Source organism: Mycobacterium heidelbergense, from assembly GCF_050205645.1.
GTDB classification, from domain to species: Bacteria; Actinomycetota; Actinomycetes; order Mycobacteriales; family Mycobacteriaceae; genus Mycobacterium; species Mycobacterium heidelbergense_A.
In genome coordinates this window covers 396,531-413,312 of sequence record NZ_JBNMQT010000001.1, presented here as the reverse complement: position 1 = coordinate 413,312, position 16,782 = coordinate 396,531, and the positions used below count along the sequence as shown (strand labels likewise).

General features: G+C 68.2%; 2 protein-coding genes. Both read right to left on the bottom strand.

The window, feature by feature from the left end; translation table 11 throughout:
• Positions 1-15,225 (bottom strand): amino acid adenylation domain-containing protein (locus ACQI5H_RS01430; protein WP_427077643.1); only part of this gene is annotated, 15,225 nt, incomplete at its 3' end.
• 261 nt (positions 15,226-15,486) lie between these two features.
• Positions 15,487-16,752 carry a glycosyltransferase gene (locus ACQI5H_RS01425; protein ID WP_427077642.1) on the bottom strand — a complete coding sequence of 422 codons (1,266 nt, stop codon included), beginning with the start codon at positions 16,750-16,752 and terminating at the stop codon, positions 15,487-15,489.
• Positions 16,753-16,782 lie beyond the last annotated feature (30 nt).

Genomic DNA, 16,782 nt, shown 5'->3' with positions numbered 1-16,782 from the left:
GCCCTGCAACTGATCGATAAACCACAACCGGTTCTGGGCAAACGACAACGGCACCACCGCCGGACGGGCCACCGCCACCAACGGCTCCAACCCACCCCCACCGGCACCGATCCGCGGCGCCAGCAACGCGACGGTGGGCGCCTCAAACAGATCACGCACCGAAAGCCCCGCACCCACACCAGAATTCACCGCCGCGACCAAACGCATCGCCGACAACGAATCCCCACCCAAATCAAAGAACGAATCATCCACCCCAACCCGGGGCACACCGAGCACCTGCGCATAAATCCCGGCCAGAATCTCCTCGCTCGGAGTGGCCGGGGCGCGGTAGCCGGTGATGGTGTAGTCGGGTGCGGGCAGGGCGCGGGTATCGAGCTTGCCATTGACCGTCACCGGCAACTCGTCAAGAACCACCACCGCGGCAGGCACCATCCAGGAAGGCAACCGTTCGGTCAACGCCGCACGCACAACGCCCGAATCCGCCACCCCGGTCACATATCCCACCAGCCGCTTATCGCCGGAACAGTCCTCGCGGGCGATCACCGCGGCCTGCTCAACGCCATCGAGAGCTGTTAGAGCGCTTTGGATTTCGCCGAGCTCGATGCGATACCCACGAACCTTGACCTGCTCGTCGGCACGCCCCACATAGTCCAGCTGCCCATCAGAGCGCCACCGCACCAAATCCCCGGTGCGATACATCCGCTGCCCCGGCCCACCAAACGGACACGCCACAAACCGCGACGCGCTCAACCCCGAACGGCGCCAATACCCAACCCCCACACCGCGACCCGCCAAGTACAACTCACCGACCACCCCCGCCGGAACCGGCCGCAACCAGGTGTCCAGCACAAAGAAGGCAGCACCGGACACCGGCGAACCGATCGGCGGCGCACCGGATCCCGCGGTCAGCGGAGCGCTCTTGGACGCCCACATCGTGGTCTCGGTGGGGCCGTAGACGTTGATCATCAGTCGTCCGGGTGCCCACCGATCCACCAGTTCGGTCGGGCAGGGCTCGGCGCCGATCACCAACGCCGTCGACTCCAGGCCCTCAGGTGAGAGCATCCCCACCGCCGACGGGGTCTGGGTCAATACGCTGACCCGCTCGCCGATCAGCAGCTTGTGGAAATCTTCCGGGGAGCGGGCTACCTCATCGGCAACCACCACCAGCACCCCACCGTGCAACAACGCGCCCCAGATCTCCCACACCGAAAAATCGAATGCGTACGAGTGAAACTGCGTCCACACCTGACCCGGTTCCAGTTTCAGGCCGGTATCCAGTGAGTCGAACAGCTGGGTGACGTTGTGGTGGGTGACGGTGACCCCTTTGGGAACCCCCGTGGTGCCCGACGTGTAGATCAGGTGGGCAAGGTCATCGGGGGCCGGCGAAGGCAGGGCGGTGCTGGGCTGCGTCGCCACAGCGGGGTCATCGATAAAGATGACCGGCACGTCATGCCAGGCCAGCCGATCGGCCAAGCTGGTGGTCGTGATCACGGTGAGAGGCGCGGCATCGCCGAGCATGAACCCGATCCGCGGTCCTGGCAGTGACGGGTCGATCGGCAGGTACGCCGCCCCGCTCTTCAAAACCGCCAAGATCGCCACGATCGCCTCGGCCGACCGCGAAAACAGCAGTGCCACACACTCACCGGGACCGGCGCCCTCGGCGGCTAGCAAGTGCGCCAGCCGGTTCGCCGCCTCGTCCAGCTCCCGGTAAGTCATGGACGTGCCCCGGCAAGTCAGCGCGACCGCCTCGGGCGTGCGCGCCACCTGCGCGGCGAACAAGACCGGAATCGACTCCGGCGTCACGGATTGGCTCAGGACCGCCCGGTTGCCCCACCCGTCCAGGCGGGCGCGCTCGGCGGCGTCCAGCACGTCCATCGACGACAACCGTCGGGTGGGTTCGGTGGTCAGCGCCTCCAGCACTCGCCGGAAGCCCTTGGCGATCGTTTCAACGATCGGCTCGCCGAATGCATCGGTGTCGTATTCGAGGCGCAGGCCCAATTCGTGACCGGCCATGGCTTGCATCGTCAGCGGATAGTGGTTGTATTCGCGGCTGGTGAACGAGGTGATGTTCAGCCCGTCGTCCCCCGCCAGTGCGCTCGTGTCGACCGGGTAGTTCTCGAATACGAACAGGGTGTCGAAGAGTTGCTCGTGGCCGGTGACGCGGTGGATTTCGCTCAGCGACAGATGTTGGTGCTCAAGGGTTTTGGTGTGTGTGCGTCGTAGCTGGTCGAGCAGTCCGGCGGTGGTGGTTGTCGGGGTGATGTTGGCCCGCACCGGCACGGTGTTGATCAGCAGACCCGCCATCGAGTCGGCGCCGGGCACCTCCGCCGGCCGTCCCGAGACCGCGGCGCCGAAGGTGACGTCATGGTGCCCGGTCAGCCACATCAGTACCTGCGCCCACGCGGCCTGCAGCACGGTGTTGACGGTGGTGTGGTGCGTGCGGGCGAGCTCGGTGAGCGCGCGGGTGGTGTGCTCCGGCACCCGGTATGAAGCAACGCCGCGCTGCCCGTGTCCCACCCGCTCCGGCGGGCCCACCAATGTGGGTGTGTCGAAGCCGGCGAACGCCTCGCGCCAGGCCGCGCGGGCGGCATCGACGTCTCGATCGGCCAGCCACGCAACAAATCTGCGATACGGGACCGCGGCGGGCAATCGCTGCCCGTAGTAGCAGGCGAAGATTTCTCGCAGCAGGATCGGCAGCGACCAACCGTCGAGCACGATGTGGTGGAAGGTCAGCACGAATCGGTGCTCGTCGGGTGCCGTGCGGATCAACGCGGCCCGAGCGGTCGGCTGGTCGGCGAGATCACGGACCGCCGCGCGTTCGGCGGCACCCAGCCGCTCGATCTGCCCATCGATATCGCCGCCGCCGAGTTCGACGTACCGCCACGCGGGCGCGGGATCGGCGGGGATGATCTGCACCGGCTTGCCGAACTGTTCGGAGAATCGGGCGACGACGTTCGGATGCCGGTTGACCATCGTGTGGACCGCATCGCGCAGCCGATGCTGATCGAGCGGACCGCTTAGTGTGACATCAAGCTGCACGGCATAGAGATCGTCCCCGCCCCGCGCGGCCCGCGCGTGAAAGAGCAATCCTTGCTGCAGCGGGGTCAGCGGAAGCACGTCAGCGATCCGCATTGTCCCGCTGAGCTTGTCGATCTGCTGCTGGCTCAGACCGGTGAGCGCGATGTCGGACGGCGTCAGCCCGCCACCCCCACGTTGCACGTGCGCACAGATACCGGCCAGAGCGTCAAACCACAGCTGGCTCAACCGGCTGATCTGCGCGCGGTCGAACGCCGATGGCGCCCACGTCCAGTCGGCGCGCAGGCACGGTCCGGTGTCGGCGTCAACGGTGCCGGCGTTGAGCTCGACGGTGTGCACGAGCGGCATCGGTGTGGCCGTCGCGGCACCGGTCAGCGACAGGCTGTCGGGGCAGACTCGCCAGAGATCGTCGGACCTCTCGGAGCCGGCGGCGCCGAGGCGCCCCAGATAGTTGAACCCGATCGGCGGGTCGGGCTCGGCCAGGTCGATCTCGGTGTTCAAGTACCGCAACAGCCCATAGCTCAATCCGTCCGGGTGAGCGCGAAGCTGTTCCTTGCCGTCCTTGACGAGCGCACCCAGTCGCGGATGGCCGGCGATCACCTGCGCCCAGGACAGCCCGCCGGCGGTCAAAGAGACCGGGTATTTGGTGGTGAACCAGCCCACGGTTCGCGACAGGTCGACATCGACGCCCAGTTCCTCGTGACGTCCGTGGCCCTCGACGTCGATGCCGATCGGCGTCGCACGGTCGCCCGCAAACTCGGTCAGCGCCAAGGCAAATCCGATCAACAAGACGTCTTGCACCCCGGCATGGAACGCCGCCGGCACCTCACCGAGCAGCATCCGGGTGGTCTCGACCTCCAGCTCCACCGACAAATGTCCAGCCGTGGCGAACGTGTCGACATCCGGTTGCACCGCGGGCACCGCGGCGGGGGCGGCCGCCACCTGCCGCCAGGCCGCGGCTTGATCGACCACGTCCGGGTGGTGAGCGTGCTCGGCCAGCAGCGAGGCCCACCGCGCAAACGATGTCCCGCCCGCCGGCAATGCCACCGGCTCGCCGCTGCGGTGCTGGGCCCACCCAATGTTCAAGTCTTCCAACAGGATTCGCCACGACACGCCGTCGACAGCGAGATGGTGAATGATCAACGCCAACTGGCCCGTACCGGCGACCCACAGCGCGCTGACCATCGTCCCGGCGGCCGGATTCAACCTGGAGCGGGCCGACACCAGCGCCGCATCGGAGAAGACATCGACGACTTGCAGGCACTGGCGCGCATCCACCGATCCGGGCTCGGGCACCGTCAGCGACCAGTCCTCATCGACACGCAGCCGCAACATGGCATGCCGGTCCAACAGGGCCTGCAACACGACCACGACGTCGGCCTGGGTCGCCCCGGCGGGAGCCCGCACCATCATGGTCTGGTTGAACTGCTCCACCGGTCCGTCGATGCCCCGCAGCCACTGGATGATTGGGGTCGCCACCACTGGTCCGACACCCTCATCGAGCACGTCGCCGACGCCGGTGGCCACAGCGGCCACCCGCGCCAGCCGGGCGACGGTTTGCTCGACGAAGATGTCGCGCGGCCGGCACACCAGGCCGGCGGCACGCGCGCGCGTGACCACCTGCATCGACGAAATGCTGTCCCCCCCAAGGTCGAAGAAGGATTCGTCGACCCCGACCTGCTCCATCCCGAGCACTTGCGCGTAGATGCCGGCCAGGATCTCCTCGACGGCTCCAGCCGGGGCGCGGTACCGATCACCGTCTCCGTAGTTGGGCGCTGGCAGGCTGCGGGTGTCGAGTTTTCCGTTGGCCGTCAACGGCAGTTCGTCGATCGCCAGCACCGCGGCCGGCACCATGTAGGCGGGCAGCCGGTCGGCCAGAGCGGCGCGGATCTCGCGCGGATCCGCCGTTCCGGTGATGTATCCGACCAAGCGTTTGTCGCCGGGGCGGTCCTCGCGGGCGATCACCGCGGCGTGCCGTACCCCGTCGAGTTCGGTGAGGGCGGTGTGGATTTCGCCGAGTTCGATGCGATACCCGCGGATCTTGACCTGCTCGTCGGCACGCCCCAGATACCGCAGCTGCCCGTCGACACCCCACGACACCAGGTCGCCGGTGCGATACATCCGGCCGCCGCCGAACGGGCACGCCACAAACCTCGACGCGGTCAAGCCCGGCCGGCCCACATAGCCGACGCCGACCCCGGCGCCGGCCACATACAACTCACCGACCACCCCGACCGGCACCGGGCGTAACCATTCGTCGAGCACGAACAACGCCGCCCCCGGCACCGGTGCGCCGATGGGCACCACCCCCGACTCCGGACTCAGCGGAGCGCTGATCGCCACACACATCGTCGTCTCGGTGGGGCCATACGCGTTGACCATCACCCGCCCGGGAGCCCACCGATCCACCACTTCGACCGGGCAGGCCTCGCCGACCACCACCAACGCCGCCGACTCCAACCCCTGCGGGGACAGCGCGGCGACGGCCGACGGGGTCTGGGTCAGCACACTGACCTGTTCGCCGACCAACAGGCCGTGGAACTCCTCGGGTGAGGCGGTCACCTCCTCGGGCACCACCACCACTCGGCCGCCACGCAACAGTGCGCCGAAGATCTCCCACACCGACACGTCGAAAGCCAACGAATGACATAGCGGCCACACGCCTGGGCGCGGCAGGCCCGCATCCAACACCGCCAACAATTGGGTCACGTTGCGGTGAGTGATCGCAACGCCTTTGGGCACGCCGGTCGTGCCCGACGTGTAAATCAGGTACGCGGTGTCGTCCGCCGCCGGCGCCGGCGGTCCGGTGGCGGGTTGTGTGTCGATCGCGGGGTCGTCGATATCGATGACCCGCAGATCACGGCGGTCCATCCGACCGGCCAACCCGGCGACGGTGAGCACGGCGACCGGCCCCGCATCGTCGAGCACGAACCCGATCCGCTCCGTCGGCACCGCCGGGTCGATCGGCAGGTACGCCGCCCCGGTCTTGAGTACCGCCAAAATCGCGACGACCGCCTCAGCCGAGCGAGGCAACAGCAGCGCCACACACCCACCAGCGCCGGCGCCCGCACCAACCAGCAAGTGCGCCAACCGGTTTGCTGCCTCGTCCAACTGGCGGTAGGTCATGGCGCGGCCCTCGGCGCTGATCGCCACCGCGTCGGGAGCGGCGGCGACCTGCTCGGCGAACAACGCCGGAATCGACACCGCCGGCGGCGCGGGCGCGGTCACCGCCGCCCCGTTACCCCAGTCCCGCAGGCGGGCCCGCTCGACGTCGTCGAGCACCTCCACCGACGAGATCCGCAACGCCGGATCGGCGGTCAGGGCTTCCAGCACCCGCTGCAACCGCTCGATCAGTGTGTGGATGGTGGCCGTGTCGAACACATCGGTGCGAAACTCGACCGCCCCGCCGATCCCAGCCGCCTCACCGGCCGGGGTCCAGCGCTCGGCCAACGACAACGACAGGTCCATGCGCGCGGTGTGGGTGTCCATCGGCAGCTGGGTCGCCCGCACCTCGCCCAACGCCAGCCCGGTGACCGGCTCGTTGGTCTGCCAGGCCAGCATCACCTGCACCAGTGGGTGATGAGCGAGACTTCGGGTTGGATTGAGCCGCTCCACGAGTACCTCGAAGGGCACATCCTGATGTTCGTAGGCGGCCAGGCTGCGCGCGCGCACCTGGGCGAGCAACTCGGCCATGCTGGGATCGCCGGTCAAGTCGACCCGCAACACCAGGGTGTTGACGAAAAAGCCCACCACCGCATCCAGCGCCGGGTCGCCCCGCCCCGCGATCGGGAAGCCCACGGCCACATCGCGGTTCGCGCCGAGCTTGCCCAACAACACCGCCAGGGCGGCCTGCACCACCATGAACGGGGTCGCATTGTGCTCGCGGGCCAGCCGAGCGATCCGCCGCTGCAACTCCGCAGGCCACTCCACCGCCACCGTGGCGCCTCTGTGATCGGCCACCGGCGGATAGGGCCGATCGGTGGGCAGGGCCAGGCGCTCGGGCATCCCGGCCAACGCCCGCTCCCAATACGCCAGCTGTCGACCGATGTGGCTGTCATCGTGGTCGAGGTCACCCAGCTGGGCGCGCTGCCACAATGTGTAGTCGACATACTGCACAGCCAACGGCGCCCAACCGGGGGCCCGGCCCTGCCGTCGCGCCCGATACGCCTCGCCCAGATCGGCCACCAGCGGGGTGATCGACCAGCCATCGGCGGCGATATGGTGCACCACCGCCACCAAAACATGCTCGTCCTCGCCAACCCGGAAAAGCCTTGCCCGCAATGGGATCTCGCTTGCCAGGTCAAACGCGTAATGCGCCGTTTCCTCGATCGTCTCATCCAGTCGGGCCGCGGGCCTGCCGGTGGCATCGACGAACTGCCACCCCACGTCGACCCGCTCGGCGGGCATCACCACCTGCTGCGGGACGCCATCGGGGGCGGCGAACAGCGTGCGCAGGCTCTCATGGCGGCCAACCACATCGGCGAGCGCGGACCCCAACGCGTCGGCATCGAGGCGTCCGTCCAGCCGCAGTGCCACCGCCATGTTGTAGATCGGCGACGGCCCGTGCAACTGGTCGATCAACCACAACCGGTTCTGCGCGAACGACAACGGCAACACCGCCGGGCGCCGCATCGCCACCAATGGCTCCGGCCGACCGTCACCGCTACCGATACGTGGCGCCAACCGGGCAACCGTGGGTGCGTCAAACACCATGCGCACCGAAAGATCCGCGCCCACACCGGAATTGACCGCCGCGACCAGACGCATCGCCGACAGGGAATCCCCGCCCAAGTCGAAGAATGAGTCGTCGACCCCGACCCGCTCCACGCCGAGCACCCGGGCATAGATGCCGGCCAGAATCTCCTCGGTGGGAGTGGCCGGCGCCCGGTAATGCTCACCGTCGCTGTAGTCCGGTGCCGGCAGCGCCCGCTTGTCGAGCTTGCCGTTAGGTGTCAACGGCAGCGCGTCCAGCGCCACCAGCGCCGCGGGCACCATGTACTCCGGCAACCGCTCGGCCAGTGCGGCACGCAACCGGGCAGGGTCGGCGCTGCCGGTCACGTAACCGACCAGTCGCTTATCGCCGGGGCGGTCCTCGCGGGCGATCACCGCCGCCTGCCGCACACCCCCCAAGCCGGCCAGGGCGGTCTCAACTTCGCCGAGCTCGATGCGATACCCGCGGATCTTGACCTGCTCGTCGGCGCGGCCCAGATACTCCAGCTGCCCATCGGAACGCCATCGCACCAAATCCCCGGTGCGATACATCCGCCGTCCACCGAACGGACATGCCACAAACCGCGACGCGGTCAACCCCGCACGGCCCAGGTAGCCGAGGCCCACCCCGGCACCGGCGACGTACAACTCGCCCACCACCCCGACCGGAACCGGACGCAGCCAGCCATCGAGCACGAAAAAACCCAGGTGCGCCAACGGCTTTCCGATCGGGCTGACCGTGCCATCGACATCGCGGTCCACGATCTCGCGAAACGACGCGTGCACCGTTGTCTCGGTGGTGCCATACATGTTGATCAGCTGGGGCAACCCCGGGTGACCGTCCATCCAGCCGGCAAGCCGCTGAGGCTCCAGGGCCTCACCGGCGAAGATCACCGTCTGCAGCTTCAGCTGGCCGCCCAGCTCGGGGGCCAGCGCATCTGCGGTCTGCAGCGCATAAAACGCCGACGGGGTCTGGCTCAGCACTCCGACCTGCTCGGCGACCAGCAGGCTGTGGAAAACCTCCGGCGAGCGGGCCACCGCCTCGGGCACGACGACCAGCCGGCCGCCATGCAACAGCGCACCGAAGATCTCGCATACCGACACGTCGAAAGCCAACGAATGCCACTGCGACCACACCTGACCCGCCAACTCCAAGCTGTCGTCCAGTGACGCCAACAGCTCGATGACGTTGCGGTGGGTAATGGCCACGCCCTTGGGCACACCGGTCGTACCCGAGGTGTAGATCAAGTACGCGATGTCGTCGGGGGCCGGCGCCGGCGGGACGATGCTGGGCTGGGCGTCCACCGCGGGGCCGTTGACGTCGACGACGAGCAGGTCGTGGCCGTCCAGCCGCTCGACCAATTCGGTGGTGGTGATGGCCGCGATCGGCGCGGCATCGCCAACCATGAAGGCGATGCGCGCGTCCGGCACCGCCGGGTCGATCGGCAGATACGCCGCCCCGGTCTTCAACACCGCCAGAATCGCGACGATCGCCTCGGCCGACCGCGAAAACAGCAGCGCCACACGCTGTCCGGGGCCTGCGCCCGCGCCGGCCAACAAGTGCGCCAACCGGTTCGCGGCCTCGTCCAACCCCCGGTATGTCATGCCGCGGCCGCCGCAGCTGATCGCGACCGCATCGGGGGTGCGGGCCGCCTGCGCCGCGAACGCCTGGGGAAGCGACACCGTCGGCGACGCCGGCGCGGTCAACGCCGGGCGATTGCCCCATCCCTCGAGCCGGGCGTGCTCGGCCGCATCGAGCACATCCACCGACGACAACCGCCGGGTCGGGTCGGCGGTCATCGCCACCAGCACCCGCCGGAGCCGCCCGATCAGCGTTTGGACGGTGGCGGTGTCGAAAACGTCGGTGCGAAATTCGACGGTCCCGCCGATTCCGGCGGGCTCACCAGTCTCGGTCCAACGTTCGGACAGGGTGAACGTCAGGTCGATGCGTGCGGTGTGGGTGTCCACGGGCAGCGGCGTGACCCGCAGATCGCCCAGGGCCAGCCCCGGCGTTGGGCTGTTGTCCGGTCCGACAAAGTTCTGCCAGGCCAGCAACACCTGCACCAGGGGGTGATGGGTCAGGCTTCGGGTGGGGTTGAGCCGCTCCACCAGCGCCTCGAACGGCACGTCCTGGTGCTCGTGGGCCGCCAGGCTGCGCTGTTGCACCTGGGCGAGTAGCTCGGCGACGGTGGGGTCGCCGGCCAGGTCCACGCGCAGCACCAACGTGTTGATGAAAAACCCGACCAGCCCCTCGAGCGCGGGATCGCGTCGCCCTGCCACCGGGAAGCCGATCGCCACATCCCGGCTGGCGCTCACCTGTGCCAGCAGCACCGCGAGCGCGGCCTGCACGACCATGAAGCTGCTGGCGTTGTGCTCGCGGGCCAGCCGGGCCACCCGCTGCTGCAGTTGGGCCGGCCAGTCCACCTCCACGCTGGCCCCGCGGTAGTCGGCGACCGGCGGGTAGGGCCGATCGGTGGGCAACTGCAGGCGCTCGGGCATCCCGGCCAGGGCGTGCTCCCAGTAGGCCAGCTGGGCGGCGATCCGGCTTTCGTCGTCGTCGAGCTCGCCCAGCAGCTCGCGCTGCCACAGCGTGTAATCGACGTACTGCACCGGCAATTCGGTCCAGCCAGGCGCCCGCCCAGCCGCTCGCGCGCCATACGCCACACCGATGTCCGCGGCCAACACGTTGAGCGACCAGCCGTCGGCGGCAATGTGGTGCACCACGGCGACCAGCAGGTGTTCGTCGTCGGCGTTGCGGAAAAGTCTTGCCCGCAACGGAATCTCGGTCGCCAGGTCGAAAGCGTGGCCGGTGACGGCGGCGATGGCCTCCTCCAGCCGCTCGCCCGACCAGCCACCGGCATCGACGACCTGCCAACCGAAGTCCGCGCGCTCGGCGGGCATCACCACCTGCCGGGGTATGCCGTCGGCCGCGGTAAAGAGGGTGCGCAGGCTCTCGTGACGGCCCACCACGTCGGCCAGCGCCGCGCCCAGTGCCTCGACGTCGAGGCGCCCGTCGAGCCACAGCGCCACCGCCATGTTGTAAACCGGCGAGGGCCCCTCCAGTTGGTCGATGAACCACAACCGGCTCTGGGCAAACGACAGCGGGATTGACGCGGGGCGCGGCCGTGCCGTCAACGTCACCACCGCCGGTTCCCCGGCGTGCGCGCCGATCCATTCGGCCAGGCCGGCCACGGTGGGCGCATCGAACAACGCGCGGATCGGGACCTCGACACCGAGCTCGGCGTTCACCCGGGCGACCAGCCGGGTGGCCGACAACGAATGCCCGCCCAGGTCGAAGAACCCGTCATCGATGCCGAGCCGCGTCACCCCGACGATCTCGGCGAACAGGCCGGCCAACACCCGTTCCCGGTCATTGCGCGGCGCACGATAGGCCGCGCCGCCGACAAACTCCGGAGGCGGCAGCGCCCGCTTGTCGAGTTTGCCGTTGACGGTCAACGGCAGCGACTCCATCAGCATGATCGCGGCCGGCACCATGAACTCCGGCAACCGGTCGGCCGCGAAGCGCCGCAACTCGGCTGCCCGTTCGCTCGCCGACGGGTCGTTGACATACCCGGCCAGCGAACCCAACCCGGTGGCCGGCAGGTAGAGATCCGACAGCGCCGCGTCGGTGGCGCGGGTAAAGATCAGATCCACCAGGCCGGCCGTCGCCGACCAGGTCACCGCGGTGGCATAGCCCAGTTGCCGGCCCAACGCGTGACACTCGTGCGGTAACACCGCATCGGGCGCGGTCAGGCCGGCACGCAACGCACTGACCGGCACCCGATCGTCGGCCCCGGCCAGCGCCTGTGCCAGCGCCACATCGGGCCAGATCCCGCCGTGTGGCGCCCCCGTCACCCGCAGCCCCGGCAAGCGCCGGGATCGCAGAAACTCCCCCAGCGCGGCCAGGCTGCCGAACCGCTGCCACGGATGCGACGCCAGCTCCGCCATCGATTGCACCGTCGCCGGTGCCTTACGCAGCACCGCCTCATAGCGGTAACCGCTGAGCTCGTTGACCGCCCGCATTCCGCTGAGCCGCACGTCGACCGCGGCGATGCCGGGCAAGTGCTCGGGCAGCCCCGCAAAGAACTCCGGCGCCAACAACAGTTCCTGCTCGGCCAGCATTTCCCGGCGGACCCGCTCCCGCGTCACCGCGGCGGTGTCCTCGGCGGCTTCGGCGCACACCACCCCGGTGGTGAACTCCCGCAACAACGACAAGTTGCGCACGTCCCCGACGAACAACGCCCCGCCCGGCGCCAGCAACCGCATCGCGACCGTCAGGACATCCAGCAGATAGCCCGCGTTAGGGAAATACTGGACCACCGAATTGAGCACGACGACATCGAAATGCCCCTCGGGCAAACCCTCGGCCACGTCGGCTGGCTGTGCGCGCAACCGCACCCGATCGGCCCACGGCTGCTCGGCCACCGCCGCCTGCAGCGCCTGGATCATCGGCGCCGAGAAGTCCGTGCCCCAATACTCGTCACAATCCGGCGCCAGCTGCGCCAGCAGCAGACCGGAGCCGACCCCGATCTCGAGCAACCGGCGCGCGCCCAACCCGCGGATCCGATCCACCGCGGCTCCCCGCCAATCGCGCATCTGCTCGAGCGGGATGGGCGCCCCGGTATAGCTGCTGTTCCAGCCCTCGAAGTCCTCCCCCAAAACAGGCTGCTCGCCAACCGGTCGGGTCGACCCCGAATAGAGGCCCTCATACACTCCGTGCCATTGCTCGACGAGTTGCGCTTCTCGCTCCGGCTCCCGGGTCAGCATCATCTGCTGATCCAGGACCACATAGGCCACCAACCGCGTGTCGCCGGGTTGGTCCTCGCGGGCGATCACCGCTGCCCGCCCCACGCGCGGGTGGGCCGACAGCGCGGACTGGACTTCGCCGGGCTCGATGCGGTATCCGCGGATCTTGACCTGCTCGTCGGCGCGGCCCAGATACTGCAACTGGCCGTCGGCGTCCCAGCACACCAGGTCCCCGGTGCGATACATCCGTGTTCCCGGCCCGCCGAACGGGCAGGCCACAAACCGCGACGCGGTCAACCCGGCTCGGCGCGCATATCCATAACCCACGCCGCGGCCGGCCACATACAACTCCCCGGCCACGCCCGCCGGCACCGGCCGCAACCACCCGTCGAGCACGAGCAGCGCCGCCCCGGGCACCGGCGAACCGATCGGTGCACCGAAGCCCGGCCGCAGCGGCGCGCTTATCGCCGCATACACCGTGGTCTCGGTCGGGCCGTACGCGTTGATCATCATCCGCCCGGGCGCCCAGCGGTCCACCACATCAGCGGGGCAGGCCTCACCGGCCACCACCAGCGCCGTCGACTCCAGCCCCTCGGGTGACAAGGCCGCGACCGCCGAGGGGGTTTGGCACAAGACGCTGACGCGCTCGGCGACCAGCAGCGCGTGGAAATCTTCCGGTGAGCGGACCGCCTCCTCGGGCACCACCACCAGCCGCCCGCCGTGCAACAACGCGCCCCAGATCTCCCACACCGAAACGTCGAAGGCCAACGAATGCCACTGCGACCACACGCCCTTGCGGGACAGGCCGGCATCCAGGGTCTGCACCAGCTGGGTCACGCTCTGGTGGCTGACCGCCACGCCCTTAGGAACGCCGGTCGTGCCCGAGGTGTAGATGAGGTAGGCGATGTCGTCAGCGGCAGGAGCAGGTAGCGCGCTGCTGGGTTGGCCGGCGACGGCCGGATCGTCGATCTCGACGACGGGCAGACCGGACCCGTCCAGCCGCGGGCGCAACCCGGCCACGGTGATCGCGGCGATCGGCGCGGCGTCGGCGAGCATGAATTCGATGCGGGCAGCGGGCAGCGCGGGATCGATCGGCAGATACGCCGCTCCGGTCTTGAGCACCGCCACAATCCCGACGATCGCCTCGGCCGACCGCGTGAACAGCACCGCGACGCACTGACCCGGCCGCGCGCCCCGACCACGCAGCAAGTGCGCCAACCGATTCGCCGCCTCGTCGAGCTCGCGGTAGGTCCACGAACGCTCCCCGCAGGTCAGCGCCGCAGCCTGCGGGGTACGCGCTACTTGCGCGGCGAACAGCGCCGGAATCGACACCGAAGTGCCCGGCCGCTCCGTCAGCACCGGCCGGTTACCCCACCCATCCAGCTGCGCGTACTCACCGGCATCCAAGGCGTCGAGCGACGGCAACGACCGCTCGGGATCCGCGATCATCGCCGCCAGCACCCGCTCCAACCGCCGCGCTAAATCGTCGACAGCGCAATTCGCAAACAATTGCCCGGCACCCGCGGTGCTGAGAAAAAGCTGATCTCCGTCCCTGGTGAAAAGCAGCCCGAACTGGTCCACAAGGCCGGAATTGGTCAGGGTCGCCGTTGCCGGGGAACCATCGAGATCGGCCATATAGGTCGGCGGAATGAAGTTCACGATTACCCGGTTCGGCGCCCGGCCGGAGCCACGCGAACGCGCCGCGTTCTCCAGAACGTGCACCGGGAACCGCTGATGCTGCAACGCTTCCCGCATTCGGGCGTCGACCTGTGCGCAAAAAGCGGCGACGGTGGACTCCGGCGAGGTCCTGAAGACCAGCGGGACCACCCCGGAGATCATGCCGGGCACCAGCTTCGTCTCTGGGCTCACGCGCCTGGTGACCGGAAGATCGAGCACGACTTCCGTACCCTCGGCGTCGTATCGGCGCACCAGCAGCGCACACGCCGCGGTGATCACCGACGAGCGACGCACCCCCAACGTGCGCGCCAACTCGCGGATGCCGGCGACGACGACGGGATCCAGTGGAACGGGCTCGGAACACTCATCGGAGTCACTCCCGCCCGCGTCATCCGCGATCCGATGTGGCAGTTCCCTTTCCGCCGGAAGGTGCTCAGCCCAATAGGCCTCGTCCTCGAGATACTCGGGCGACCGCTGGTATGCCGATTCGCACTCGATCAGGTTGCGCAGCGAGCCGAAGATAGTGGGAGGAATCGGCTCCCCCGAGGCAATCGCGTTGTAGACGGCGGCAATCCGGTGACAGAAAAGACCAAGGCCCAGGCCGTCCGCGACGATGTGATGACAGCAGACGAAGAAATAAAATTCGTCGATCCGCGTCTGCATCAATGCGAATTTGAACAGCGCGCCGCTGAACGGCATCGGCGTGGCTTGAATCGATGACGCCAACCGATACGCGTCCTGGGCGGGATCCTGCGAGTCGAGGAGGTCGTAGCGCGCGAGCTCGACATCCGGATAGTCAACGACCCGCTGGAAAACGTGGCCCTCAACCTGAAAGAACGCGGCCCTGAACGGCTCGGCCTCGTGCACCACCTGCCGGACGGCCGACTCGAACGAGCCGACGTCGACCGGACCCGCGATTCGCACCAGCACGCCCAGCTGCCACTTGGCGCCGAACCGGCCAGTTTGCGTTGCAAGCCAAATATCGAGTTGTCCGCTTGTCAGCGGAAGTGCTCGATTGTCTAGTTCCCCCGAAGTCCCCGACTCCGGCCGGTTCACCTGTTAGCGAACCGCCCCGTTACCAGCCTCTCGCGCAGAGTCTTCGGCCGCGTGTCGGTCCAGTTCTTTTCGAAGGTCGGCCACCCCGGGCTGTGTTGCTCGTCGCCGAGGGCCAAGACCCGAATCCTGCCATCCCCGACGTCGAACGGATTGACACTCACCACTTCTCGCGATCTCCCGTGCTCTAATCGACATAAGTAGAACAAGTTCTATTACCATACTTGAGTCAAATAGCGGTAAACGCAGGGGTCCGAAGTGGGGTCAGGGACGACGGGCGCCGGCGTGCTTTTCCACCAGATCGGCGGCCGCCGCGGCGCTCTCGGCGGAGGTGGTCATGCGGGCGGCGAGATCGCGGGCCCGGGCGGCGTATTCCGGGGCGAGAATCCGGCGGAGGTCCGTGACCAGTGTTTTCCGGGTGGCGCTCGAAAAGCGGCGAGCGGTGCCCACCTTCAGTCGTTTGACCCGCGCTCCCCAAATCGTCTGATCGATGTCGGTCGAGAGGATCAACGTCGGGACTCCAGCGCGCAGGCCCAAGGCCGTGGTGCCGGTGCCGCCGTGGTGCACGACCGCGCGGCAGGCCGGAAAGATCGTCGCGTAGTTCATCGCGTCCACGACCTTGACGTGATCGAGATGGCCGACGTCGCGGAAGTCGGTCCCGGCGGCGGTAACCAATGCGCGCTCGCCTAACTCCGCGCAGGCCTCGGCGATCATGGCGATGGTGTCGGCCGGAGATTTCACGGGAGTGCTGCCGAAGCCGAAGAAAATCGGCGGAGTTCCCGCGGCGATCCACGACGCGACGTCGTCGTCGGCAACCGTTGGCTGGTCGATCGTCAGCGCGCCGACAAAGGCCCGTCGACCGTTCCATTTCGCCCATTCGTCCGCCAGCCCCGGAAAACAGATCTCGTCGTAGGCCTGGATGTCCACCCATCCGCGTTCGGCGATCCGCCGCGGCAGCGGTCTGGTGGCTTTCGGGAGACCCAGCTCGCGGCGCTGCGCGTTCTCCAGCCTGCCCGCCGCACGCCAAGCCACCCACTCGTAGACCGCCATCGCCGAACGGCCGACCCGCGCCGGAACGACGGACAGGAACTGGCCGCTGGCGCGCACCGGGAAGATGTGCACGGTAGCCAACGGGATGTCGTGATACTCCGCGACGTTGGCGGCGGGTTGCTCGAAATTCAGGCCGCTGACCAGTAGGTCGGCGCCGTCCGCCACCGACTTCAGCGTGGCGCAGATCTGATCCCAACCCTGGATGACGGGATCGGCTATTTCGTGCCGCAGCCTGATCAGGTGGCGGACCTTCCAGAAGTTGCGGAAGAAGTCCGTCCAGAAGGTGCGGTGCGCGTCCAGGATCGGCTGCACATCCGGACCGAGAGCGACGGCCGCAAGCCCAACGGACTCGACGAAGCCGACCATGTCGGGCGGGACGGCCATGAGCACGTCGTGCCCGCGGCGGAACAGCTCACGCGCTATCGCAACGCTCGGCTCGACATCGCCGCGACTCCCATAGGTTGCGAGCGCAAATTTCATTGCCGGTCCTGGCCTTTCACTTCCCGTACC